Raw genomic sequence first — 25,455 nt, forward strand, 5'->3', positions numbered from 1 at the left:
ACATTTAATTGAGAGACCGCCAGTCGAGCATCTCGACGGTGCGCTCGCTGATGCGGTAGTCGACCGTCTGCCGCTCGCCCACGGCGTCGCCGCCGATTTGCAGCGGCATGGGTCGCGAGAAGGTCATCCGCACGGCCGTGGAGAACCAATCGCGCATGCCGCGCAGAGGATGGGTGCCGTGCCAGAGCGGGTGCAGGTCCGTAATGGCGCCCAGCGCGCTGCGGTCGTAGATGCGCACACTGAGGTAGCCCGGAAGGCGTTCCGCGAAGGGGAAGGCGCGGAAGCCGTAGCCGAACTCCGGCACCGTTGCGCACCCGGCCACGCTGGCGAGGCCCTCGTAAAGAACGGCGCCGTTGCCCACGCCTTCGATCTTCACGATCTTGCCCTTCGAATCGACGGTGTAGACCTCGTCGCCCATGTTCTCGATCAGCACGTGCGGGCGGCCGCTCACCAGCTGCTTCGGCGTCGTGCGAAAGAGCATGGCGCCCAAGTAGCCGTACACGCTCTTGGCCACCCGCTTGCCCGGTCCGCGCGAGGCCTCGAGCTGGTTCTTGTAATCATTGAGGATCTGCGCATCCCAGCCGCAGCCCGCAAAGCCCGTGAGCACGCCCTCGCACTCGACCAGCCCGAAGCGCCGCGTCGGCAGGGTTCCGGGCCCGAGTCCCGCGAGCACGCCCACGAGCTGACCCAGCTTGCGTGCCCCGGTGGAGCGCGCCCACGCGTTGCCGGTTCCCAGGGGAAGGAGTCCGACGATGGGGAGGGCTTCGTTCTTCGGCAGCACGTGATGCATCGCGTTCAGCAGCGCGATGGCCGTGCCGTCGCCGCCCGCAGCTAAGATGCAGCGCGCGTCGCGCACCGTTTTGAGCCAGCCCTCGATCTCGTCGATGGTCTTCGTCAGGCGGATGCGGGCCCCGGGGAGGGCGCGTCCGAGTTGGGCGGCGATGCGGCGTCCGCCGCGCTTGGCGTTGGCGTTGACCAAAATGGCGAGGCCAGCACCCACCGCGGGGGAGCTGCCCTTTCCGTTGGAGCGTCGCCAGGTCGAGCTAAAAACCACGTTCGATCGCCTCCCGTACATCCGTCATCAATTTATCCCGCGAGGCTTTAAAATCCGCGATACCCGAACCATTGCTTGCATAAGCGCGGGCATCGATGGGCGGGTGGATGACGATCTTCACGTTCACGTCCGGGTACGATCGCATCGTGTCCGGCGGCAGGATGTCCTTCGTACCGTCGATGGTGATGGGAAGAATGGACAACTGAGCTTCCAGGGCCAGGTTGAATCCACCCTTCTTAAAGGGGAGGAGCTCTCCCGTGCGGCTGCGTGTGCCCTCGGGGGCAATCCACACGTGCACGCCGTCGGAGAGCATTTTCTTCGCGATTTCCAGGCTTTCCACGGCGCGCTGGCGGTTCGACCGATCGATTTCGATGAAGCCAGCCTCGCGAATGGCCGCTCCGAATACGGGGACCTTGAAAAGTTCCTTCTTGGCAATCATTCGGATGTTCCCGCCCACGACGGCGAACACCACGGGAATGTCGTAGTGCGACTGGTGATTGCTCATCACGAGGAAAGAACGACTCTTCTCGAGATGTTCTCGGCCTCGGACGTCGAGCTGGATGCGGGTATGGGCGACGATTTTTTGCGACCAGCTACGCAGGCGCTCGTCGCAGACGTCCTTCCGGACCCGCCCGAGGGCGGCGTCGACGACCGTGGGCCAACTGATGGCAAACGTCTCGTAGACCGTGCGAAGCGAGAGAGCCAGCGAGCCACGCTCTGGCGACAGACGCGATGAAAGCACGGGCGGAGTACTAGCATAGCAAAAACACCCTGTTTGCTTGATATTGCTGGACGCGGCTCGTAGCATCGGTGCCCGGCATCGCTACGGTATATTTCCCGGGAGTTTTCGCGTCTCCGAACACGAGTCACCTCACCGCGGCGGGCCCTAAAAGGCAGCTTGGTCAATAAGGCAGCAGCGTGAGCACGTGCGAATGGGGGCCTAGGCCCCAGGGTGATGGATGAGCGCGCAGACGATTCGAAACGCTCTCGGTGTTCTTCAAGAAGATCCGGACAACGGGCAGGCGTGGGCTGATCTCGGGGCCTTCTTTGGCAACCCGCAGGCAATGCAGGAGCTGTCGTCGGAACTTTCCACGGAGGAGCTAGGAGCCCTCCTGGAATCGGCCCGCCGTGCGCACGAGCTGCGCCGCGAATACGAGGCCGTGGCGAAGTTGCTCCAATGGGAGGTCGAGGTCGCCAAAGGGACCGAGCGGGAAGCCCCGCTGGTCACTGAGCTGGCCCGCGTCCTCGACGAGGAGTTGCTCGACGACGAGGGCTCGAGCCTCGCGTACATGCACTTGCTCGAGCTGCGCCCCGGCGAACGGGTCGCGGTCGACGCCCTGGAACGGGCCGAGGGCAAGCGCACGAAATGGTTCGAGATCGTCAAGCGCTACGTGGACGAGGCCAAGGGCACGAAGGATCCCGCCTTCAAGAGCTCCTTGTTCGTGACCGGCGCCGAGGCGGCGTACCGCTACGGCCGGCCGCAGCTCCAGGGCGAAGGCTCCAAGGGGCAGAAGAAGCTCGAGGCGCTGGAGGGCGAGATCGTGACGGGCGCGAAGAAGGCGCTCGACATCGATCCGAAGAACCGCCGTGCGGCCTTGTTGCTCGAGCGCATCTACCGGCAGAAGGGCGACTACGTCCTGGTGGCCGAGGTGCTCGAGCTGCTCGCGCGCGAGAGCCCCATCAAAGAGGAGAAGAGCGCGGCCTTCCTCCGGCTGGCCCGCGTCTACGCGAAGCGGCTGAACGATCCCGAGAACGCGATGAAGGCGTACGCCGCGGTCGTCGATGCTTCGCCGGGCAACGTGGAGGCGACCGCCGCGCTGGTGGATCGCTTCACGGAGAAGCAGGAGTGGGACAGCCTCGTCTCGCTCTACGAAGACCAGCTGGCGGCGTCGTCGTTCACGCAGGGCCAGGAAGCCGGGATTTTGCTCCAGATCGCGATGGTGCACTGGAAGATGCGCGAGCGGCCGGACGCCGCCGAGCCGTATTTTGCGCGGCTGCGCAAGATCGAGCCGGCGCACCCGCAGATGCTCACGTTCTTCCGTGCGTGGTGCCACGAGAAGGGTGAGTTCGGGCGCCTCACGCAGATCCTGACCGACGCACAGCGCGTGCTCACGGATGGTCCCACGCGGGCCACCATCGTGGCCGAGCTCGCGCAGCTCGCGGAGGATGGCGCGAACGCGACGCGCGCCATCGAGCAGTGGCGATCGCTGCTCCGGCAAGATCCGAACAACAAGGAAGCGCGCCAGGCGCTCAAGCGCCTGTATCGGCAGACGGGCGGCTGGAATGCGCTGGCCGATCTGCTGCGCGGCGACCTCGAGAAGATCGGGGTCGAGGACAAAGAGGCGCGGCTTCCCGTGCTCCGGGACATCGCGGCCATCTACCGCAACGATCTGAAGAACGACTCGGCGCTGGTGACGGTGCTGTCGCAGATCTCGACGCTCGATCCGGAGGACAAGGACGCAGCGCGCGAGTTGGCCCGCGTGTACGCGGCGCTGGGGCGCTGGCGCGAGATGCTCGCGACGCAGGCGCGCGTGGCGGAGCTCGAGACGGACATCGGTGCGCGCACCGAGATTTACCGCGAGGTGGCGCGGCGCTGGTTGGAGCAGTTCTCCAACATGCAGAACGCGGTCGATGCGTACGAGAAGCTGCTCGACGCTTCGCCCGACGACCGCGAGGCGAACCAGAAATTGCGTGAGCTTTACACGAAGCGTCGCGCGTACAAGCCGCTGTACGACTTGCTCGCGCGGCAGGTGGAGCGGCTCGAGCAGGAGACGCCGCGCGAGATCGACGTCGAGGCGGGCACCGATCCGACCGGCGAGGAGAAGCGCGCGCTCTGGCTGGAGATGGCCAAGCTCGCGGCGGACCGCCTCGATCGCGGGGCGGACGCCATGGTGGCGTACAAGAAGGTGCTCGCGGAGGAGCCAAGCTCGCAGCAGGCGCTCGATGCGCTGGAGAAGCTGGCCGATCGCGAGAAGGACTACGCGACGGTGGCCGAGGTGCTCGAGCGGCGCGTGGAGCTTGCCGCGGGCTCGCCGGGCGGGACGCAGACGCAGCTGGCCATCTTGCAGAAGCTGGGATCGATCTACGCGGACCGGTTGCAGGACCCCAAAGGGTCGATGCGGGCGTGGCGGCGCGTGCTCGATCTGTCGCCGGGGCATCCGAAGGCGCTGCGCGTGCTTCGCGATACCTTCCTCGCGGGGGCGGATTACGACGGGCTGACCGAGCTTTACGCGACCACGGAGGACTTCGAGGGGCTCGCGGAGGTGCTCTCGTCGGCGGCGGATCGGACGGCGGAGCCCGACGCGAAGATCGAGCTCTCGTACCGCGCGGCGGACGTCTACGTGGACCGGCTCCGCGCGCCGGAGCGGGCTTTCCGCGCTTACGAGCGCGTTCTCGGCGTGCGGCCGGACGACAAGCGCGCCGCCGCGGCGCTGGTGCCGCTTTACGAGCGCGAGGAGAAGTGGGCGCGCCTTCCTCCTCTGTACGAGGTGCTGCTGCAGCACGCGACGGACGACGAAGAGAAGCTCGAGCTGCTGCACAAGCTGGCGCACATCACCGGGCACAACCTGCAAGATCGCGCCGGGTCGTTCGCGTACGCGCGGCGTGCGTACCAGCTGGATCCCGATCGTGCGGAGGCGCTGGAGACCTTCGAGAAGGCGACGCGGGCCTCGGGCGAATGGGAAGCGTTCGTCACCACGCTGAATGCGCGGCTCGTCGAGGGTGCAAAGCATGCACCTGACGAGACCACGCGGCGGACGTTGCGCTCGAAGATCGCGCAAGTGTACGCGCTGGAACTGGGGCGCATCGACGATGCCATCACGGCGTACCGTTCGTTGGTCGAGGACAGCCCGGACGACGAAGAGACGGTGGGCGCGCTCGATCAGCTGCTGCGCAGCGAGAGCCGGGAAGAGGACCTGCGCTGGCTCTTCGATCAGCGGGTCGCACGGGCGAACACGTCGTGGAAGATTCACCTCTACAACGAGTGGGCCACGCTCGAGGAAGACGTGTTCGGCTCGCCCGAGCGCGCGGTGGACATCTACCGCAAGATCCTCGAGTTGGTGCCGCAGCATGGCGGCGCGTTGCGTTCGCTGGCGCGTTTGCTTCGCGCGGCGGGCGATGCGCAAGGCGCCGCCGAGGCACTGGAAAAAGACCGCGATCAACGCGACGGCGTCGATCGCGCGCAGCGTGAGGTGGAGCTCGCGCGGCTGTACATGTCGTCGCTCAAGCGGCCGCTGGATGCATTGGCGGCGGCACAGCGCGCGCTCGATATCGTGCCGCATCCGCCGCCGGGCAGCGCACACGGAAGCGGAACGCCGGAGTACCGCGGTGCCGTGGAAGTCATCGAGGAGCTTCTCCACGTGCCCGAGACGCGCGGGCGCGCGGCGGTGCTTCTGGAGGCGCATTACGACCAGACGGGCAATGCGCAGCAGCAGGCCGAGGTGCTCGAGGTCATGATCGCGACCGCGGCGGCCAAGAAAGACCGCATCGCGCTCTACTCGCGCCTGGCCGACGTGTACGAAGGGAAGGTGGGTGCGCTGACGACGGCGTTCGACGTCATCGCGCGCGCCGCGTCCGAGTTCCCCATGGAGCTCGAACTGTGGGATCGCCTCGCGGTGCTCTCGAACCGCACGCACCGCGCGCAGCAGTTCGTGCACGCGATCGTGGAGGCCGTGCCGCCGACGGGGAACACGGGCCTCCCCGATTCCGTGGAGATGGATCTCGCGGAGCGTGCGGCGACTCTGTACGACGAGATGCTCGGCGACATCGTGGCCGCGCAGCCGTACCTGGAGCGCATTCTCTCGCGCGATCCGAGCAACGAGCGCGCGTTCCAGCGCTTGAAGCAGATCCTGACGACCCTGGAGCGGTGGGACGAGCTCGAGGTGCTCTACGAGAAGGCCATTTCGGCGGCTCCGGACTTGAGCCGGCGCGCGGATCTTCTCGCGGACGTGGCGCTGGTGGCCGAGGAGATCACCGGCGATCGGCCCAAGGCCATCGCGTACTACGAGCGCATTTTGCAGCTCGAACCGAACCACGATCAGACGGTGCGCGCGCTCGATTCGCTCTACTCGAGCGAAGAGCGCTGGACCAGCCTGGCCGACCTTCTGCGGGGCCGGTTGCCCGTGGCGTCGCTCGACGAAGCGGTCGCGCTCAAGCTGCGCCTCGGGGCGCTGTACACGGCGCGGCTCGAGGATCCGGCGACGGCCATTGGCTTCCTCGAGGACGTGCTTCAGGCGGATCCCACGAACCGCGAGGCGCGCGATCTCACGGAGAAGTGCCTCAACGTTCCCGAATTGCGTCCGCGCGCGGCCGTCATTTTGGAGCACGTGTACGTCTCGCTGGATGCGCCGCGCGATTTGGTGCGCATCCTCGAAGTGCGCTTGGAGACGGCGCAGGCCATCGAGGAGCGGCGCGAGCTGTTGCGCCGCATTGCGGAGCTGCGCGACGATCGCCTGCAAGAGGGCGCGTTCGACGTGTACGCGCGCCTGGTGCCGATCGCGCCGGACGACGTGGACGCCCGCAATGGGCTGCTCACCTTGGCGAAGAAGCTCGGGGCCTTCGAGGAGGCCGCGCGCGTGCTCGCCGAGTCGGCGGAGGCGGCGAATGTGCCGCAGCCGCGCGCGCAGATCTTGAGCGAGCTGGCGCAGCTTCTCGAGCGCTACCTCGGCGACAGCGATCGCGCGGAGGTCGTCTACCGGCAGGTGCTGGACATCGGCCCCGACGAGCCCGAGCTGGCGCTGCCCATCGCGCGCTCCTTGGAGCGGATTTACGCGGGGTCGGGACGCACGAAGGACCTGGCGGAGATTCTGCGCACCGAGGTGCGGCTCGAAGAGGACGCGGCGGCGCGTCGAGAAATCCAGGGTCGCCTGGGTGAGCTCTGCGAGACATCGCTCGACGATCCGAAGGGCGCCATCGAAGCTTGGCGTGCGCGGCTCGACGACGATCCGCTCGACGGTGCGGCGCTGGGCGCGCTCGATCGGTTGTACGAGCGCACACAAGAGTGGCGCGCGCTGGTGGACATTCTGCGCGCGCGCGAGCGGCAGGTGGACGAGCCGAAGACGCGCCGCCAGTTCATGGAGCGCGTGGCGTCGACCTTGGCCGATCGGCTGTCGGACGTGCCGGAAGCCATTTTGGCGTACCGCGCGTTGGTGGACGAGTTCGGCCCCGACGAAGGCGCGCTTTCGGCGCTGGAGCGGCTCTACGAGACGGCGGAGCGGTGGCCCGATTTGGCGGAGACCATCGAGGCGCGCCTGGCCATTGCCGAAACCGAGGAGGGGCGGCTGGCGCTGCTCGGCAAGCTCGGTGCGGTGCGGCGCGAGCGCCTCGACGAGGTGCCGCAGGCCATCGAGGCGTTCCGGCAGGCGCTGATGATCGACGCGGCGCACGCACCGAGCCGTGCGGCGTTGGAAGGGCTGCTCGATCATCCGGACGTGCGCCGCGAGGTGGCTGGCATTCTGCGGCCGCTCTACGAGGCGGACGGGCAGGAAGAATCGTTGCTCCGGGTCATCGACATCGAGGCGGAGTACGCCGAGGAGCGCGAGGCGCGGTTGCAGTTGTACCGAGAAGCTGCGCGCGCCGCCGAGACGACCTTGGGCGATACGCGCAGGGCCTTCGGCTACTCGCTTCGCGCGCTGCGCGAGGCCGAGTCGGCGGAGGAGTTCTTGCCCTGGCTCGAGCGCGCGGAGCGTCTGGCGCAGTCGATCGACGCGTACCCCGAGCTGGTCGATCTGCTTCGCGAGGTCGCACCCGATCTGGCCGACGGCGATCTGCAGGTGCAGGTCACCTTGAAGGTCGCTTCGCTCCTGCGCGATGCGCTCTCCGACAAGGCGGGCGCGCGCACCTACTACGTGAAGGCGCTCGAGCTCCGTGGCGACGATCGCACGGCGCTCTCTGCGCTGGAGACGTTGTACGAGGAGGCGAACGACCCGAATGCGCTGCTCGATATTTTGCGGCGCAGGGCCGAGGTGGCCGAGGACGACTCGGAGAAGCGGCGCATCCTGTTCAAGCAGGCGCGCCTGTCCGACGAGACGCTGAAGGACCCCTCGGGGGCCATCGACACGTACCGGCAGATCCACGACACGTGGCACGATGACGCGGCGTTTTCGGCGCTGGAGCGACTGTTCACGACCACGGAGCGCTGGGACGATCTGATTTCGCTCTACGAAGGCCGCATCGGCAAGGGGCCGCCCGGCGACGTCAAGGCGGGGCTGCACCACAAGCTCGGTCAGGTCTTCGAGGTGCGGCTCGTCGATCACCACCGCGCCTTCGACCAGTACGAGGCGGCGCTGCGCTTCGACAGCCGCCACGAGGCCACCGTGGCCTCGCTGGAAGGGCTCATGGCCGATCGCGCCCACGCGGCGCGGGCGGCGGAGATGCTCGAGCACGTTTACCTGGCGCGCCTCGATTGGCGCCGGGTGATGACCACGCTCGAGGCACGCCTCGACGTGAGCGAAGATCCCGACGAGAAGCGGCAACTGCTGCGGCGCCTCGCGGGCTTGCACGAGGAGCAAGAGGAGAACTACCCGGCCGCGCTGGAGACGACGGCGAAGTTGCTCGCCGAGGATCTCACCGACGAGCCCACGTGGCACGAGCTCGATCGGCTCGCGCGCGTGGCCAACGCCGAGGCGCGGCTGGCGGAGATCTACGCGACGGAACTCGGCAAGGTCACCGCGGACGAGCCGGCGACGGCCAAGCTGGCGCGGCGCACGGGCCAGCTGTACGAGCAGCTCGGCGATCCGGAGAAGGCGCTGGCCTTCTACCGTCGTGCGCACGCGTTCGCGCCGGAGGAGGACGACGAGTCGTTCGAGTCGATCGACCGCATCCTGCGCGAGACGAAGCAGCCGCAGGCGCGCGTCGATCTGTACCGCAGCGCGCTCGAATACCGCGAGGAACCGGCGGCGCGGCTGGCGACGTTGCACACGATCGCGCAGCTGCAAGAGACCGATCTCGAGAACGACGACCTGGCCATCGAGACGTACCGGCAGGCGCTCGAGGTGGAGGAGACGGACGTCAAGTCCCTGGAGTCGCTGGCGCGGTTGTTCGACCGGCGCGGGCGCTACACGGACTTGGCCGATTTGACGCGGCGTCGCGCCGAGCACAGTGCGCTGCCCGACGACGAGGCGAAGTTCCGCATCGTTTTGGGCAAGCTGCTCCAGGAGAAGCTGAACGACACGGCCGGGGCCATCGACGAATACGAGAGCGTCGTGGAGCTCGGGCCCGATTCGGCGGCGGCTCGGGAAGCGATTGCGGCGCTGGAAGCGCTCATCGCGGACCCGGAGCACAAGGCGCACGTGGTGGACATTCTGCGGCCGATCTACGAGCGCGCCGACGACTGGCGGCACCTCGTGGCGGTCAACGACGAGCGGCTCGGCATCGCCGACGACGACTCGGAGAAGGTCGCGATCTTCCGCGAGACGGCGCGCCTCTGGGAGACGCGCGGCAAAGATCCGAACAAGGCGTTCGACGCGGTTCGCGATGCCTTCGTGCTCGATCCGGACGACGGCGACACACGGGCCGAGCTCGATCGCCTGGCCGGCGTGACGGGTCGCTGGGACGATCTCGCGGACGCCTACCAACGCGGTATCGAGCGCACGTCCGGCGTCGCCGAGAAGGAGCTCCTGGGCGCCCTGGCGCGTCTGCACAACGACAAGCGCGACGATCCGCGTGCGGCGTTGGACGCGTACGATCGGCTGTTCCGAGCCGACGAGACGGACATCGAGCCGCTGGAGCAGATGGACGAGTTGGCGACCTTGCTCGCCGACTGGACCATGCTCGAGCGGGTGCTCGGCAAGCGCGCCGAGCTCACCACGGACGACGAGCAGCGTGCGAGCACGTGGCGGCGCATCGGTGAGGTGCGGCGCGACATGCTGGAGGACGGCAACGGCTCGATCGACGCTTTCGAGCGGGCGCTCGAGTTGGAGCCGGACAGCGCGTTCACGATGGATCGGCTCATCGAGCTGTACGAGGCGAAGAACGATCCGGCGCGGCTCATCAACTTGTACCGGCGGAGGGTCGAGCTCTGCTCGGACGACGAGTCGGACCTCAAGTTCCAGCTCTATCTCGACGCCGCGAATCGGTACGAGTACGGGCTGTCGGATCGGCGCGAGGCCATCGAGCTGCTCAACCAAGCCCTCGAGGTGCGTTCCGGTGACGTGGACGTGGTGCGGCGGCTCGACAAGCTGTACACGGCCGAAAAGATGTGGCCGGAGCTGCTCGACAACCTGCGCCTGCAGGTCGCGCAGTCCCAGGACGAGGCGGAAGGGCGCACGTTGCGCAAGCGCATCGGCGCCCTGCTCGCGCACGAGCTCGACGATGCACCGCAGGCCCTCGGCGCGTACCGCGAGGTGCTCGAGAGCGGGGCGTTCGACGAGGAGGCCGCGAAGGCCATCCGCGAATTGGGCGAGAGTCGCGACGAGCTGCGGGGTGAGGCCGCGGCGGCGCTCGAGCCGGTGTTGCGGACGGCGGGGCGGCACGAAGATCTCGCGTTCGTGCTGGAGATGCGCCTTCGCGCGGAAACGGAACCGGTCGAGCGCACCAAGACGCTCCGCGCGATTGCGGAGGTGGCGGAGCAAAAGCTCGAAGATCTGGATCGGGCCGAGGCGGCGCTGCTTCGTGCGCTGTCGGAGGCGCCCGACGATGCCGAGCTGCACACCGAGATCGAGCGGCTGTGCGAGCGTGCGGCGGGGCGCGCGAGCAACAAGGGCGAGTCGTGGCAGCGGTACGCCGATGCGCTCGCCGAGCGTGCGGGGTCGCTGTTCGACCCGGCCATCGCGACGGACCTGTTCATGCGCCTCGGCAAGGTGGCCGAGGAGAAGCTCGTCGACGATGCGCGCGCTGCGCGGGCATTCGTGTCGGCCGCCGAGCAATCGGGCGACAACGAGACGGTGCTGGCGGCGCTCGATCGGCTCTTCGGCCGGCTCGGCGATGCGCGGGCGCTGGCCGATGTTCTCGAGCGGCGCATTGCCGTGGAAGCGGCGCCGGATGCGCAGGCGGATCTGTACCACCGGCTGGCGACGTTGCAGATTCACGAGTTCGAGGAGCCGTCGAAGGGCCTTGCGACCCTGCGGCTGGCCGTCGAGCAGGTGCCCGAGCACGCGGCGAGCCGCGGCGCGATGGAGCAACTGCTCGAGCGCGATGCGCTGTTCGAGGAGGCGTTCGAGGCGCTCGAATCGGTGTATCGCTCGCTGGGGCGGACGGACGATCTTGCGAAGCTGTACGAGCGCAAGGTGACCCGTGCGCCGGGCGTGCGCGAGCGGGCGCGCGCGCGGCTGGATCTGGCGCGCGTGCTCGAGGTGGATGGCCACGATGCGCTGGGCGCGCAGCGGGTGCTCGAGGCGGCGCTGGTCGACGATCTGACCGACGCCGACGTGCTGAGCGAGGCCGAGCGCCTCGCGGGCAGCGCCGGCGGAAACGGCTTCGCGTCGTTGAGCGATGCCTTGGCGCAGGCGCTCGCGTCAGCGAAGGAAGCGAAGGACGTGCCGACGCACACCATGGCGGAACTCTGGGTTCGCCTGGCGACGTGGCGGCGCGACGAGTTGAAGAACGAGGGCGCCTCGGAGGAGGCGTTCGTGCAGGCGCTGGGCCTCGAGCCGGAGAACGTGGACGTGCTGCGGGCGCTGGAGAATCTGCGGCGCGCGCCGGGGCGGGAGCGCGATCTCGTGGAGACCTTGCGCACGCGCGCACGGCTCGAGCACGACACGCACACGTTGGGCGAGCTTTTGCGCGAGTCCAAGGAGATCGCCGAGAACAAGCTGGGCGATGCGGCGCTGGCCGAGAGCGTTCTGCGCGATTGGCTCGCGGAGGACGAGCACAATCTCTGGGCGCTCGAGGAGCTGACCAAGCTTCGCGAGAGCGCGGGCGATCACAAAGAGGTCATCGAGCTGCTTCTGCGGCGCGCGGGCATCGAGGCGGACGGTCCGAAGATCGCGGGCCTGAAGCACCGCGCGGCGCAGGTGATGACCGAGAAGGCCGGCGATGTCGCCGCGGCGATCAAGCTGTACGAGGAGCTGCGCGAGGACGATCCCACGGACACCGCGGCGCAAACGAAGCTGCGCGAGCTGTACGCGCAGGCGGGACGCCACGGAGATCTGGCGCGGTTGCTCCAGGATCTCATCGACTCGGCCGAGGGGCCCGAGCAGCGGACGCTGTTGCGGCTCGATCTCTCGAAGCTGGAGATGGAGCTCGATCGTACGACGGAGGCCATCGACACGCTGCGGGCGATCTTGGACGAGGTGCCTTCGCACGGCGAGGCGGTCTTGGCGCTTTCGACGTTGTTCGAGCGCACGGGCCAGGACGAGGAGCTCGCAGAGCTTCTGAACACGCAGATCGATCGCGCGGAGCGCGATCAGGACGCGGTGAAGGAGCTGGCGCTCAAGGTGCGTCTGGGCGAGGTCTTCGAGACGCGCTTGAAGGATACACCGCGGGCGATCGCGACCTTCGAAGCGGTCCTCGAGCGCGAGCCGGAGCATCGGGCGGCGCTGGAGGCGGTTGCGCGGTTGGCGGAGAGCCGCAACGAGTGGGAGCGCGCATCGACGGCGCTGTCGACGTTGACGCGCATCGTGCCGGACGAGGCGGGCGTGCGGTTCGCTCTACGCCTGGCCACGGCGCGCACGAAGCTGGGCGATGAGGAAGGTGCACCGGCGGCACTGCGCCGTGCGCTGGAGATTCAGCCGTCCAACGAGGAGGTGCGGCAGCAGCTGCGCTCGCTCTACGAGCGCCAGGGCAAGTGGAGCGATCTTGCCGCGTTGCTCGTGGGCGATGCGGAGCTCGTGGCCAAGGAGCATCCCGATGTTCTGTCGCCGCCGGCGGACGTCTCGGGCGGCGTGACAGGCGTGGCGACGGCGCCGCGGACCACGCAGCCGCCGGGTTCCATCCGTCCCACGGGGCGGCCTGGGCCGCTGACGGCGAGCCAGTCGCCGCCGCCACTCTCGGGGCCGCGCGCGGATTACGTGCGCCTCTTGCGGCGTGCGGCGGAGATCCACATTCAGGAGCGGGGCTCGTCCACGGACGCGGTGCCGCTGCTGGAGCAGCTCGCCAAGAGCGCGCCGACGGATCGCGACCTTCTGCTGCTCTTGTGCGATGCGTACACGGCCGCGGGACGCGAGCGTGATGCCACGCAGGTGCTGGAGAAGGTGATTCACTCCTACGGCGCCAAGCGAAGCAAGGAGCTCAGCGTCTACCATCACCGCTTGGGCAAGGCGCTGGCCTCGCTGGGCGACAAGGACGTGGCGCTGGTGCAGTTCGACATGGCGTTCAAGATCGACCCTGGGTCGGTCAACGTGCTGCGCGATCTGGGCGTGCTCGCGTTCGAGACGAACGATCTCGACCGCGCGCAAAAGACCTTCCGCGCGCTGCTGTTGCAGCGTCTCGACGGAAGCACGGGCATCTCCAAGGGCGAGGTCTTCTATTACCTGGGCGAGATCAGCGCCAAGCAGGGAGACAAGGCCAAGGCGGTGCAAATGCTCGAGCGCGCCATCGAGAACGAGCCCAGCTTGGATCGGGCGAAGGCCAAGTTGGAGGAGCTCAAAGGCTGAGAGAGGTGAAAGCCGTGAGGGCCGTGATGGGCCTCGTGTTGGGGCTCGTGGCGGCGCTCTGGTTGAAGACGCTGCGGGTGCGGATCCTCGTGGATCCGCGCCTGCATGCGGAACAAGGACCGTGGGTGCTGTCGTTTTTTCACGGGACGCAGTTTCCGCTGCTCGTGTGGAAGCGGCGCCGGCGCACCGTGGTGATGGTGAGCCACTCGCAGGATGGGGCGATGCAGGCGAGGGCGCTCGGCCTTTTGGGCTTCACCATCGTGCGCGGTTCGAGCTCGCGCGGAGGTGTGCGCGGGCTCGCCGCGATGATCCGCACCATGAAGCGGGATCGCGCCGATGCTGCCTTCGCCGTCGACGGCCCCCGCGGCCCTTACGGCAAGGTGAAAGAGGGCGCGCTTCTGTCCGCACGTGCAACCGGCGGCGTACTCGTGCCCATGGGCAGCGCCAGCGCGCGCGCCTGGATCGCCACGCGCGCCTGGGACAAGTTCGCCTTGCCGCTCCCATTCTCGCGCGTGCAGGTGGTACTCGGCGCACCCCTGCACGCCCCGACGGCGGAGCAGCTCGAGGCGGGGATTGCCGCCGCAAACGAGACGGCGAACGCCATGGTCAACGCCGCGCACGCGCCGGCTTCCAGCCGGCTCTCAGAGCCGCTGCCGCCCCGCGAAAGCCCGCCCCATGGTGATGGGATCCGCGAACTCCAGGTCCCCGCCATGGGGAACACCGCTCGCGATACGTGACAGCGTGATCCCGAGCGGCGCGAGCTCGCGCTTCAAGAGCAGCGCCGTGGCTTCTCCATCGACGCTGGGCGGCGTCGCGCAGATCACCTCTTGCACATTCTCTTTTTGAATGCGCGCCAAGAGCCGCTCGATGGGCAGATCTTCGGGCCCCACGCCCTCCAGCGGGCTGAGAAGCTTCCCCAGCACGAAGTAGCGCCCGCGCATGCTGCCCGCGCGCTCGATGGCGAGAAGATCGTGCACCCGCGCCACGACACAGAGCAGCGACGGATCGCGCTTCGAGTCGCTGCAGATGGTGCAGATGGCTGTGCTCGTCGGCGTCTCGATCTCGGCGATGTTTCCGCAAAGGGTGCACGGCCGCAGATGCTGGCGGAGCTCGACGAGCTCACGTCCGAGCTCCGCGGCCAGCTCGTCCTCCGCGGTGAGCAGGTACAACAGGTAGCGCTGCGCAGTCTTTTCCCCAACGCCGGGCAGGCGCGCGAAAAGGCTGATGGTGCGCTTCGACCGCGAGGTGATCACTCGATTTGAATCTAGCTGCTAAGTCTAGACGACACCCGGCAGCTTCACACCGCCGGTGAGCTTCTCGATTTCGGCCTGCATCGCTTTTTCGGCCTGCTCGAGGGCGCTGTTGATGGCCGCACAGGCGCCATCGAGCGCGAGCTCGGTGCCTTCGCTCTGGAGGAACTCGGGGTCGATCTCGATGCGCACGACCTTGCGGCCGTACGTGACCGTGGCCTTGACCTTGTCCCCAACGGCGGAGGCCGTTACTTCGGTGTCTTTGAGCTGCTCTTTCGTCTGCTCGATTTTGCGCTGCATCCGCGCCGCTTGGCGCATCAGCTCGTTCATGCCGCCACGGAATTGCATGGGGGAGAATCCTAGTTCAACGGCTGCCGATCGACGATTGCTTTAATCCTCGGATCCAGCCGGAAGCCGCACTTCGCGGAGGTCTGCGTTGAAGAGGGCGATGGCGTGCCGGATCAAGGGGTGCTCGGCCACGGCATTGCGCGCGGCGGAGAGCTCTTCCTTCTTTTTGGCAATGGCCATGGAGGCGAGGGTGGCGACGGTCGCTTGCTGCGGGGTTTTGTCGTCGACCTGAAAAGAGACCTCGCCGAAGAGGGCACGCAATTCCTGCGTGACCAGGGAGAGGGCTTCGGCCTCGCGGACTTGAAACGCGAGGAACTCGTCGAGCGCAATGCGGACGCGTTCGGGGCCAATTTCCATGGGAATCGCGTGCTCGAGCACCGAGGCGAGGGGAGGGCGCGTGGCGCGCACGCGCTCGACGACCCGACGCCAGGAGGCGAGGTTTTCCCCGCCTCCCGTTGGCGGAGTGAACGCGGTCACGGGCGCCGGGGCCGGCACGGCGGCGGACACGGGAGGCGCCGGCGCCACCACCGGCGGCGGAGGAGGCGGGGGCGCGAAGACGGGCGTCTTGGGAAGCGACGTATGGCCGTTCGTGTGCACCGGCGGGGGAGGAGGCGGTGGCGGCGGGGGAGGAGGCGGGGGCGGCGGTGCTGCAAATGTCGCAGACACCGGCGCCTCTTGCTCGCTGGCTCGGGCGCGCGGGGGCGGGGCAGGCCTGCCTCCGCCGCCACCTGCGGGGCCCCCACCGCGCGGCGCTGTCGGCGGTGCCGGTGGGGCGCCACCAAGGCGCCGTTCCAGATCGCCCAGCCGCGAAAGAAGCTCGTCCAGTGGAAGCAAGGCCGGGCGCCGCGCAAGGCGCACGAGCAGCATTTCCAATGCGGCGCGCGGTTGCCCGCTTTTGACGACGTCGTCGAACGACTTCGAAAACCCTTGATAAAGCCGCATCAAATCGTCGCCGTCCGTCTTTTGGGCGAGCGACATCACGTCGGCGACTTCCTCGTCGGCCAAGTCCAGCAAATCGCGCCCGTCCTCACCGGACACCCTGGCCACCACCAAGTTGCGCAGGTGCTGCAGGATGTCGCGCGCGAGGTGCGGCAGATCGAATCCCTGCTGCGCGAGGCTATCGATCACGCGCAACGCCGCCGTCGCATCGCCCGACACCAAGGCGCTGCCCAACTCGTGCAGCACGCGCCGATCGGCCACGCCGAGCACGCGCGAGACGTCCTCCGAGGTCAGCTTTTGCCCGCTGAAGGCAATGACCTGATCGAGCAGGCTCATCGCATCGCGCATCGAGCCGGCCGCCTCGCGCGCAATGACCGCGATGGCTGCGGCATCGGCCTCGATCTTCTCCAGCCCGAGCACTTCCTCGAGCCGCTTTGCAATGAGCTGCGTCGAGATCAGCTTGAAGTCGTACCGCTGGCACCGGCTCAAAATCGTGACCGGCACCTTGTGCACTTCGGTGGTCGCGAAGATGAACTTCACGTGCGGCGGGGGCTCCTCCAGCGTCTTCAAAAACGCGTTCCACGCCGCGTTGGAGAGCATGTGGACCTCGTCCACGATGTAAATCTTGAAGCGGTCGCGCGCCGGGCGGAAGGCGAGTCCCTCCTGCAGACGCCGCACCTCGTCGACGCCGTTGTAGCTGGCCGCGTCGATCTCCTGCACGTCGATGTCGTTGCCCGCCGCAATTTCCTTGCAGGCTGCACACACCTGGCAGGGCTTGGCCGTCGGCCCCTTCGCGCTGCCGTCTTCCCCCAGGCAATTCAGGCACTTGGCCAAAAGCCGCGCGCTCGTGGTTTTCCCCACGCCGCGGACGCCGGTGAAGAGAAACGCGTGCGCCACGCGCCCGCTCTCAATGGCGTTGGCCAGCGTGCGCGCGACGTGCTCCTGGCCCACCAGATCCTCGAAGGACTGGGGCCGGTACTTCCGTGCGAGGACGAGATAACTCACGCCGATGGAGTTACCACGAAACGGGATCGCGCTGGAGCGGCCAGCGCGATCCCGGGAACAACTACTTCTTCAACTCGGTGATGAGCTCGGGCACCGCCGTGAAAAGATCTTGCACCAGGCCGTAGTCGGCCACCTGGAAGATGGGCGCCTCGGGATCTTTGTTGATCGCGACGATATTTTTCGAGCCTTTCATGCCCGCCAAGTGCTGGATCGCGCCAGAAATACCGATCGCGAAGTAAAGCTGCGGCGCGACGACGCGGCCGGTCTGTCCGACCTGCAACTCCGGCGGAGCATACCCCGCGTCGCACGCGGCGCGGCTCGCACCGACGGCGGCGCCGAGCAGGTTGGCCAACGGATCGAGCACCTCGGCGAAGCGCTCTTTGAGGGCGCGGCCGCCGGAGACGATGACCTTGGCCTCGCCCAGGTCCGGACGCTCGCTCTTGGCCGCCTCCAAGGAGACGAATTCGACGCGTGCGGCCGCCGGATCCGCCGCCGGAAGGGCGACCTTTTCGACCGGCGAGGCGCCACCGCTGGGCTCCGCGGCGGCGAATTCGCTCTGACGCACGCTCACGACTTTGACGGGCGTCTGAACTTCGCAGTAGCCGAACGCGTTGCCGGCGTAGACGGGGCGCTTGAACGTCAGCTTGCCGCCGTCGTTCTTCACGCCGCTGATGTCCGTCGCGTAGCCCGCGCCCAACTTGGCGGCGACGCGCGGGGCGATGTCTTTGCCGTAGGAGCTGGCGGTGACCACCACCACGTCGAAGTTGCCGGCTTTGGCGACTTGGGCGACGACCGGCGCGTAACGCTCGGCCAAGGGATCCTTGAGCGATGCGTCGTCGGCCACGAGCACCTTCTGCGCGCCGAACGTGGCCGCTTCTTGCGCGGCTTTGTCGGCACCGGAGCCCAGGACGAGGATCGAGAACGGCGCGCCGACGTTCTTGGCGAACGTGATGGCGCTGTGGGTGCTCTTGCGGAGCGAATCTTCGTGGAGTTCGGCGATGACGAGGATGTTCATCTGGAGATCTCTTTCGCTCAAAGGACCTTGGCTTCGGTCTTCAGTTTCTGAACCAGCTCGGCCACCGTCTTGACCTTGACACCGGCTTTGCGCGCGGCGGGCGGCTCGAAGGCGCTGTATTTGATCTTGAGCGCCGTATCCGTCGTCAGATCGGCCAGCTTCACCTCGGCGAGCGGCTTCTTCTTCGCGGCCATGATGGCCATGAGCGCCGCGAAGCGCACGCCGTCGGCGTAGTTGTGCGTGGCGGGCGTGTGCTTCGACGTGACGCTCTTCGGCGCCACGATGCGCAGGTCCACGGTGACCACGGCGGGGAGGGTGACGCGCACGTTGAGGGTGCCGCCGTCGATTTCGCGGCCCACGACGAGGGACTTGTCATCCTCGCTCTTGATGGTGCCCGCAAAGGTGGCCTGGGGCCAACCGAGGTACTCGGCCAAGAGCTGTCCGACCTGGTTCGAGTCGCCGTCGACGGCCTGCTTGCCAGCCAGCACGAGGTCCGGCTTCTCTTTTTCCACGAGGGCCTTGAGCGCGCGGGCGACGAGATCTCCGTCGAGGTCTTCGTCCTTGGCGTCGATGCGAATCGCGCGGTCGGCGCCCGTAGCGAGCGCGGCGCGAAGGGTCATCTCGGTTTCCTTCGGTCCGAAGGTGACGACGACGACTTCACCGAGGCGCTGCTTTGGGTTGGTGCCGTTTTCCGTGAGGCGGAGCGCCGTTTCCACGGCATACTCGTCGAACGGATTCGGCTTCCACTCGAGGCCGGTCGTATCGATCTTGCCGCCGGCGATCTTGATCTTATTGGCGTTGTCCGGATCGCTGACGCGCTTGAGGGGGACGAGAACTTTCACGACCGGGCTCTCCTTAGTTGGAGTGAATGAATGGCGATTCAGTTACCGAGTCGTTCTTAAGAGGAAGACGCGACCCTGTCAACGCCACAAGCACTCTTCCCGGGTTTTGAATCGAAGCTACTATCTGCTTGAGCCAAAAGACCCCACAATACGCGACACCATGCAGACGACCTGCGACTTTCTCGTCATTGGCAGCGGTGTAGCCGGTCTGACGTTCGCGCTCGAAGCCGCCGCTTACGGCGACGTGGTGCTCATCACCAAGCGATCGCGCGATGAATCGAACACGAAGTACGCCCAGGGCGGCATCGCCGCGGTGCTCGACGCCGACGACAGCTTCGAGGCGCACATCAAAGACACCGTGGTGGCGGGCGCCGGCCTGAACCACCCCCAGGCTGTCGAGATTTGCGTGAAGGAAGGCCCCGGCCGCATCGCGCAGCTTCGATCCATCGGAGCCCGCTTCGACCGCGCCTCGGGCGCGCCGCCGGATCGCAACGCGGATCTCGATCTTCATCTCGAGGGCGGCCACAGCGCCCGGCGCATCGTGCACGCCGAGGACATGACCGGCCGCGAGGTGGAGCGCGCCCTGCTCGAGGCCGTCGCTGCACAGCCGCGCATCCGCATCCTCGAAGAGCACATGGGCGTGGACTTGATCACGCTGGCCAAGTACGGCGGCCCCGAGGTTTGCGCCGGCGCGTACGTGCTCGACGTGAGCGCGGGCAAGGTGGTGACCATTTTGGCGCGCCACACCATCCTGGCGTCGGGCGGGGCGGGGAAGGTGTACCTGTACACGTCGAACCCCGACGTGGCGACGGGCGACGGGCTGGCGATGGCGTACCGCGCGGGGGCGGAAATCGCCAACATGGAGTTTTACCAGTTCCACCCGACGTGCCTGTTCAACCCGCAGAGCAAGAATTTCCTCATCACGGAGGCGATGCGCGGTGAGGGCGCGGTGCTGCGGCGGCTCGATGGCACGAGCTTCATGAAAGAGCACCATCCGCTGGCCGATCTGGCGCCGCGTGACATCGTGGCCCGCGCCATCGACCACGAGATGAAGCGCACCGGTGCCGAGCACGTGCTCCTGGACATCACCGACAAGAAGCCGAGCTTCGTCAAAGAGCACTTCCCCGGCATCTACGCGGAGTGTCTGCGCTACGGCATCGACATCACCGTGCAGCCCATTCCGGTGGTGCCGGCTGCGCACTACCAATGCGGTGGTGTGTCGACCGACTTCGACGGTCGCACCACGATTCCGGGGCTATGGGCCATCGGAGAGGTGGCGCATACCGGTCTTCATGGCGCGAACCGCTTGGCGTCGAATTCGCTTTTGGAGGGCTTGGTCTTCGCCCACCGCGCGGCGGAAGCGCTCAAGTCGGTCGATCGCAGCGCCCCATGGCCCGATGTGCCCGAGTGGGACGTGGGCGAGGCAGGTACGAGCGACGAGGCCGTCGTCATCACGCAGAACTGGGACGAACTGCGTCGCTTCATGTGGAACTACGTCGGTATCGTGCGCTCGCAAAAGCGACTGCGCCGCGCGGCCCGCCGCATCAACGTCCTCCAAGAGGAAATCGGCGAGTACTACTGGAACTACTTCGTCACGCGCGACTTGCTCGAACTTCGCAACATCGCCACCGTGGCGCAACTCATCGTGGAGTGTGCTTCCGCGCGTCGCGAAAGCCGGGGCCTCCACTACAACATCGACTACCCCGAACTCGATCCCCGCGGCGCCCGCGACACCGTCGTGAAGCGAGGCGTACCGGCACACCTGCGCGGCCGGTAACGGCGAAGAGAAGAATTACAGGGAGGCGGGGAGGCGGGGAGGTTTTTGGGGTTTTCAATCCGCCCAGTGAGCCAATTGGAAATCCAAAAAAACTCCCCGCCTCCCCGCCTCCCTGTTCAATCTTCTTCTTCTCAGGCCCAAGCGGCGTCGATGTCGTCCAGGGCGGGCTGTAGCGCGCGAGCGAGCCGATCGAAGGCGGTGTCGAAAGCGGGAGAGGAATGCACCTTCGACTTCACCGCGCGCTTCCGGCGGGACGGTTTGGTCTTGGCGCCTTCGACGTCGGCGGCGTTCGGGGAGAGGGCAGCGAGTACGTGCGAGGGGACCGTCTTGCGCATGCACCGGGGCTAACGGAGTTTTCAGAAGATGGGCAAGAAAGTGGCGACGTGATACGACCGCTCCATGAGAGTGGGGGTACCGAGAGAGGTCACTCCGGGGGAGAAACGGGTCCCGCTCATGGCGGACTCCGTGAAGCGTCTCGCCGCGAAGAAGATCGAGCTGTCGATCGAAAGCGGGGCAGGGACAGGCTCGTGCGTCTCCGACGACGAGTTTCGCGCCGGCGGGGCAGCCGTCGAGACCTCGGGCGATGCGCTCTACGCGTCGTCCGACGTCATCGTGCGACTGCGCCAGCCGACACCGGAGTCGATCGCGCAGCTGCGTGAGGGCAGCGCGCTCGTCTCGCCGCTCTTTCCCTTGCAGGCGCAGAACGCACCCTTGGTGCGTGCGCTCGCGGAGCGCAAGGTCACGACCATCGCGGTGGACATGATCCCGCGCACCACGGTGGCGCAGATGATGGACGTCCTCAGCTCGCAGGCGACCATCGCAGGCTACTACGCGGTGCTCATGGCCGCGGCGGCGCTCCCGAAGTTCTTTCCCATGCTGATGACCGCCGCCGGAACCATCGCGCCTTCGCGCGTGCTGGTGCTCGGTGCAGGTGTTGCCGGGCTTCAAGCCATCGGAACGGCGCGCCGTCTCGGTGCCGTGGTGGAGGCTTTCGACGTGCGCCGCGTCGTCAAAGAGCAGGTGGAAAGCCTCGGTGCGCGCTTCGTGGAGGTCGACTCCGACGAGGACGCGCAAACGGCGGGAGGCTACGCCAAGGAGACCTCGGAGGCCTACAAGGCCAAGCAGGCCGAGGCCATCGCGCGCCACGTGCAGAAGGCCGACGTGGTCATCTCGACGGCGCTCATTCCCGGCCAGCGTGCCCCGATCCTCGTGACCGAGGACATGGTCAAATCGATGCGGCCCGGCTCGGTCATCGTCGATCTCGCCGCCGAGCAGCAAGGCAACTGCGCGCTCACCGAGCCCGGGAAAAGCGTGGTCGCGCACGGCGTGAACATCCTCGGTGAATTCGATCTGCCGAGCCGCGTGGCCATCCACGCGAGCCAGATGTACGCGCGCAACATGGAGAAGCTGCTCTTTCATCTGTGCAAAGACGGAGCGCTGCACCTCGATCTGGAAAACGAGATCACGCGCGGGTGCCTCATCACGCACGCAGGAGACGTCGTCCACCCCAAGGTGAAGGAGCGACTCTGATGTCGAGCGAGCTCATTTTCGGTCTCTACATCTTCGTCTTGGCGACCTTCGTCGGCTACCAGGTCATCTCGCGCGTGCCGCCGCTGCTGCACACGCCGCTGATGTCCGGCACCAACGCCATCAGCGGCATTTCCCTGGTGGGCTCGTTGGTGGCGGCGGGGGCGGAGCACAATCAGGTCAGCACGATCTTGGGCTTCATCGCGGTGACCGCGGCGAGCATCAACGTGGTCGGTGGCTTCATGATCACGGACCGCATGCTGCGCATGTTCAAGCGCCGCGGCCCCGCCGAGAAAGCCGGTGAGAAGCCGTGACCCCGCTTCTCAGCCTGGCGTACCTGGTCGCGTCGGTTCTTTTCATCCTGTGCCTGCGCGGTCTGAGCTCCCCCGAGTCGGCGCGCCGCGGCATCGTGATGGGCGAGCTGGGCATGTTCATCGCCGTGGTGGCGACGCTGCTCCACAAGGAGATCATCAGCTACACGTGGATCATCGCGGGCATCTGCCTCGGATCGGCCATCGGCACGGCGATTTCGCTGCGCATTCCGATGACCAAGATGCCCGAGCGAATCGCGCTCTCGCACTGCTTCGGCGGCTTGGCGACGGCGCTGGTTGGCGTCTCCGAGTACATCCACACGGAGGGCCACGTTTCGCGGCTGACCACGGGCGCGCTCGGCTTCGAGACGTTCTTCGGCTTTCTCACCTTCACCGGAAGCATCATGGCCTTCGGGAAGCTGCAGGGCCTCATTACCGGCGCGCCGGTCACCTACAAGGGCCAGAACTTCGTCAACATCGGGCTCTTCTTCGTCTCGCTGGCGATGCTCGTGTACCAAATCATCGAGCCCGCGCAGCCGAATCTGTTTTACGCGACCAGCGGCATCGGTTTCGCGCTCGGCGTGATGGCCGTTCTGCCCATCGGCGGCGCGGACATGCCGGTGGTCATCTCGCTCTTGAACTCGTACGCGGGTCTCGCGGCGTCGGCGACGGGCTTCGCCATCGGGAGCAATATCCTCATCATCTCGGGTGCGCTCGATGGCTCGTCGGGTCTCTTGCTCTCCATCTTGATGAGCAAGGCGATGAACCGCAGCTTCACCAACGTACTGTTCGGCGCCTTCGGCACGGCCATCGAGCCGTCGGCGGCCCCCACCGGCAGCGCGGTGGCCTTCAACGAGGCCACCATCGACGATGCCGCCGGCGTTCTTCGCGCCGCGCAAAACGTCATCGTCGTTCCGGGCTACGGCATGGCCGTCTCGCAAGCGCAGCACGCGGTGCGGGATCTGGCGGCCTCGCTGCAGAAGCGCGGTGTGGAGGTGAAGTACGCGATTCACCCCGTCGCGGGACGCATGCCGGGTCACATGAACGTGCTGCTCGCCGAGGCCAACGTGCCCTACGACGAGCTTTACGATCTGGACAACATCAACGACGACTTCCCCCGCACCGACGCCGTCATCGTCGTCGGTGCCAACGACGTCGTGAATCCCGCCGCGAAGAAAGATCCGGGGAGCCCCATCTACGGGATGCCCGTCTTCAACGTCGAACAATCCCGCTCCATCATCGTGCTCAAGCGCAGCATGAACCCGGGCTTCTCCGGCGTCGAAAATGAGCTCTTCTTTCTGCCCAATACGATGATGGTCCTCGGCGACGCGAAGAAGACGTTGCTCGGCTTCATCGCCGCCCTCAAAGAAGGGCACTGAGCACGGCTCCAAGGTACATTCCTGCCATGGCCCATGTTCCGTCCCAGCCGTACGTCTCCTTGGAGGACTTTTGGGCCGCCGAAGAGACGAGCGACATGCGCCATGAGTGGCTGGATGGTGTCGTCTACGACATGTCGCGTGAATCCGTCGAGCACGGGCGCCTCGTTGGGGCGATCATGGGCGAACTCGGAATCGCTCTGAAGGGAAAGTGCGCAGTCTATGCTTCCTGCGTGATGCTCTACGTGGCCGAGACGAAGTTCTGCACCTACGCGGACGGAAGCGTCGTGTGCGGATCCCCGGCGACGTACCGCGTGGCCAAGCTCGAAGAGGCGCTCACCAATCCGGCGCTGCTCGTAGAAGTACTTTCCGATTCCACCGAGAAGTACGATCGCGGCGAGAAGTTTGCCCACTACATGCGAATCCCCTCCTTGCAGGAATACGTCCTCGTGTCGCAGCACGAGCGGCGCATCGAGGTCTATGGCAGGCCGCAACACGGGCGCTGGATCCACGAAATGGCGGAAGCCGGCGAGTCTTTGACGCTGCACGGGTGCGTCATTAACGTCGACGCCGTTTACGCGTAGGTCCTGCTTTGGCGTGAGAGGGGAACGAGGTAAGGTCCCTCGCGATGGTGGGATCGCACGTACCTCGCTTGGATCCGTCCGCTGGTTCGGATGTCGTGGATGCACGCTTGCCCGAGATGCTCGAGGCGTACCGCGCCGTGGTGCGGGCGCGGGCGTTCGAAGCGCGGCGGGACGAGCTCGAGCAGAAGGGGGCGGCGTTGCCAAGGCGTCTCGCGGTCGCCACCGAGGACGCGTTTGCGGGCGCGGCGTTCTCGCTGGGCTCGGACGATTGGCTCGTTGGGGAGGGGACGGAGACCGCACTTGCGCTTGCGCGCGGTGCCACGCTGGCCGACTTCGTGGCGCACGCGTTCGGGCGCGGGGGCAACCCCTGGAACGTGCGTGAGCGGCGCACCGTTTCCTCGGATTTGCGCAATGGCGCGCATATCACCCAAGCGACCGGCATCGCATGGGCCGCAAAGATCGAGCGCCGCGCGCTCGCGGTCCTCGTCACCTTCACCGACGACATCGTAACGACCGGGGAATTTCACAACGGCGTCAACTTCGCCGGCGTCTTCAAGGCGCCCGTCGTCTTCCTCTGCACCAGCCAAAAACCGCTCATCGATATCGCGCCCGCCTACGGCATCGCCAGCATCGTTTGCCAGGCGGCGGACTTCTTCTCGGTCGCACACGCCGTGACGGACGCGCGCAAACGGGCGCTCTCGGGCCTCGGCCCCACCTTCGTGGAGGCCCGCATCGATGATGCCGCGCACGGGCCCCCGCCGCTGCGCCGCCACCTCGAGGCGCGCGGCCTTTTCAATGCCGAGCAGGAAGCGAAGCTCCTTGGTGAGGCCCACGCGGAGATCGATCGTGTGCTGCGCGATTTCATACCAACGGGACGGCGTCCGGAGTAGGACTGCA

At 66.9% G+C, this 25,455-nt stretch carries 16 protein-coding genes; 8 read left to right on the forward strand and 8 right to left on the reverse strand.

Translation table 11 applies throughout. From position 1 onward, the window contains the following. Nucleotides 1–4: 4 nt before the first annotated feature. Together LZC95_16530 and LZC95_16535 are read right to left on the reverse strand one after the other, a co-directional pair. Nucleotides 5–1,054, reverse strand: a complete 1,050-nt coding sequence (locus LZC95_16530; GenBank protein ID WXA98431.1) for a diacylglycerol kinase — start codon at nt 1,052–1,054, stop codon at nt 5–7. Beyond that, entirely contained in the window at nt 1,044–1,796 is a 753-nt protein-coding gene (locus LZC95_16535; protein ID WXA98432.1) for a 1-acyl-sn-glycerol-3-phosphate acyltransferase, read from the reverse strand. Before LZC95_16535 ends, LZC95_16530 begins: the two co-directional genes overlap by 11 nt. A gap of 217 nt (nt 1,797–2,013) precedes the next feature. Here LZC95_16535 and LZC95_16540 point away from each other — a divergent pair, with 217 nt between their 5' ends. After that, nucleotides 2,014–13,584, forward strand: a complete 11,571-nt coding sequence (locus LZC95_16540; protein WXA98433.1) for a tetratricopeptide repeat protein — start codon at nt 2,014–2,016, stop codon at nt 13,582–13,584. Nucleotides 13,585–13,598: 14 nt separating this feature from the next. After that, nucleotides 13,599–14,321, forward strand: a complete 723-nt coding sequence (locus LZC95_16545) for a DUF374 domain-containing protein (protein WXA98434.1) — start codon at nt 13,599–13,601, stop codon at nt 14,319–14,321. Here the strand turns inward: LZC95_16545 and recR are convergent. From recR to LZC95_16570, 5 genes are all read right to left on the reverse strand, one after another. Then, complete coding sequence (recR, locus tag LZC95_16550) at nt 14,226–14,837, reverse strand: recombination mediator RecR (GenBank protein WXA98435.1); 612 nt, start codon at nt 14,835–14,837, stop codon at nt 14,226–14,228. The two genes, LZC95_16545 and recR, sit on opposite strands and share 96 nt — an antisense overlap. A gap of 24 nt (nt 14,838–14,861) precedes the next feature. Next, on the reverse strand, nt 14,862–15,182 hold the full coding sequence (locus LZC95_16555) for a YbaB/EbfC family nucleoid-associated protein (GenBank protein ID WXA98436.1): 321 nt from the start codon (nt 15,180–15,182) through the stop codon (nt 14,862–14,864). A 42-nt stretch (nt 15,183–15,224) separates the two neighbouring features. After that, entirely contained in the window at nt 15,225–17,126 is a 1,902-nt protein-coding gene (dnaX, locus tag LZC95_16560) for a DNA polymerase III subunit gamma/tau (protein WXA98437.1), read from the reverse strand. A gap of 61 nt (nt 17,127–17,187) precedes the next feature. Continuing rightward, nucleotides 17,188–18,141, reverse strand: coding sequence for an electron transfer flavoprotein subunit alpha/FixB family protein (locus tag LZC95_16565; GenBank protein WXA98438.1), 954 nt, complete (start codon nt 18,139–18,141; stop codon nt 17,188–17,190). A gap of 17 nt (nt 18,142–18,158) precedes the next feature. Further along, complete coding sequence (locus LZC95_16570; protein WXA98439.1) at nt 18,159–18,983, reverse strand: electron transfer flavoprotein subunit beta/FixA family protein; 825 nt, start codon at nt 18,981–18,983, stop codon at nt 18,159–18,161. A 160-nt stretch (nt 18,984–19,143) separates the two neighbouring features. Here LZC95_16570 and nadB point away from each other — a divergent pair, with 160 nt between their 5' ends. Beyond that, nucleotides 19,144–20,760 carry an L-aspartate oxidase gene (nadB, locus tag LZC95_16575; GenBank protein WXA98440.1) on the forward strand — a complete coding sequence of 539 codons (1,617 nt, stop codon included), beginning with the start codon at nt 19,144–19,146 and terminating at the stop codon, nt 20,758–20,760. 131 nt (nt 20,761–20,891) lie between these two features. Here nadB and LZC95_16580 read toward each other — a convergent pair whose 3' ends face one another. Further along, nucleotides 20,892–21,095: a hypothetical protein gene (locus LZC95_16580; protein ID WXA98441.1), complete on the reverse strand. Its 204-nt coding sequence runs from the start codon at nt 21,093–21,095 to the stop codon at nt 20,892–20,894. A gap of 118 nt (nt 21,096–21,213) precedes the next feature. Between LZC95_16580 and LZC95_16585 the strand changes: the two genes are divergently transcribed. The 5 genes from LZC95_16585 (at nt 21,214) to LZC95_16605 (ending at nt 25,448) form a co-directional block, all read left to right on the forward strand. After that, nucleotides 21,214–22,290 carry a Re/Si-specific NAD(P)(+) transhydrogenase subunit alpha gene (locus LZC95_16585; GenBank protein ID WXA98442.1) on the forward strand — a complete coding sequence of 359 codons (1,077 nt, stop codon included), beginning with the start codon at nt 21,214–21,216 and terminating at the stop codon, nt 22,288–22,290. Further along, a complete protein-coding gene (locus LZC95_16590; protein WXA98443.1) occupies nt 22,290–22,601 on the forward strand; it encodes an NAD(P) transhydrogenase subunit alpha in 312 nt (103 codons plus the stop codon). The genes LZC95_16585 and LZC95_16590 overlap by 1 nt, the downstream gene beginning before the upstream one ends. Next, a complete protein-coding gene (locus LZC95_16595; protein WXA98444.1) occupies nt 22,598–23,977 on the forward strand; it encodes an NAD(P)(+) transhydrogenase (Re/Si-specific) subunit beta in 1,380 nt (459 codons plus the stop codon). Before LZC95_16590 ends, LZC95_16595 begins: the two co-directional genes overlap by 4 nt. 26 nt (nt 23,978–24,003) lie before the next feature. After that, nucleotides 24,004–24,558 carry a Uma2 family endonuclease gene (locus LZC95_16600; protein WXA98445.1) on the forward strand — a complete coding sequence of 185 codons (555 nt, stop codon included), beginning with the start codon at nt 24,004–24,006 and terminating at the stop codon, nt 24,556–24,558. Nucleotides 24,559–24,653: 95 nt separating this feature from the next. Beyond that, nucleotides 24,654–25,448 (forward strand): hypothetical protein, encoded by a 795-nt coding sequence (locus LZC95_16605; protein WXA98446.1) that lies wholly within the window; start codon nt 24,654–24,656, stop codon nt 25,446–25,448. Nucleotides 25,449–25,455 lie beyond the last annotated feature (7 nt).

The organism is Sorangiineae bacterium MSr12523 (assembly GCA_037157775.1).
Taxonomy (GTDB): domain Bacteria; phylum Myxococcota_A; class Polyangia; order Polyangiales; family Polyangiaceae; genus Pendulispora; species Pendulispora brunnea.

Bases quoted from the DNA above. Each gene is read 5' to 3' on its own strand.
- LZC95_16590 (WXA98443.1), top strand. From the start codon at position 22,290: ATGTCGAGCGAGCTCATTTTCGGTCTCTACATCTTCGTCTTGGCGACC.
- LZC95_16555 (WXA98436.1), bottom strand. From the start codon at position 15,182: ATGCAATTCCGTGGCGGCATGAACGAGCTGATGCGCCAAGCGGCGCGG.
- nadB (WXA98440.1), top strand. From the start codon at position 19,144: ATGCAGACGACCTGCGACTTTCTCGTCATTGGCAGCGGTGTAGCCGGT.
- LZC95_16585 (WXA98442.1), top strand. From the start codon at position 21,214: ATGGCGGACTCCGTGAAGCGTCTCGCCGCGAAGAAGATCGAGCTGTCG.
- LZC95_16580 (WXA98441.1), bottom strand. From the start codon at position 21,095: ATGCGCAAGACGGTCCCCTCGCACGTACTCGCTGCCCTCTCCCCGAAC.
- LZC95_16565 (WXA98438.1), bottom strand. From the start codon at position 18,141: ATGAACATCCTCGTCATCGCCGAACTCCACGAAGATTCGCTCCGCAAG.
- LZC95_16600 (WXA98445.1), top strand. From the start codon at position 24,004: ATGGCCCATGTTCCGTCCCAGCCGTACGTCTCCTTGGAGGACTTTTGG.
- LZC95_16540 (WXA98433.1), top strand. From the start codon at position 2,014: ATGAGCGCGCAGACGATTCGAAACGCTCTCGGTGTTCTTCAAGAAGAT.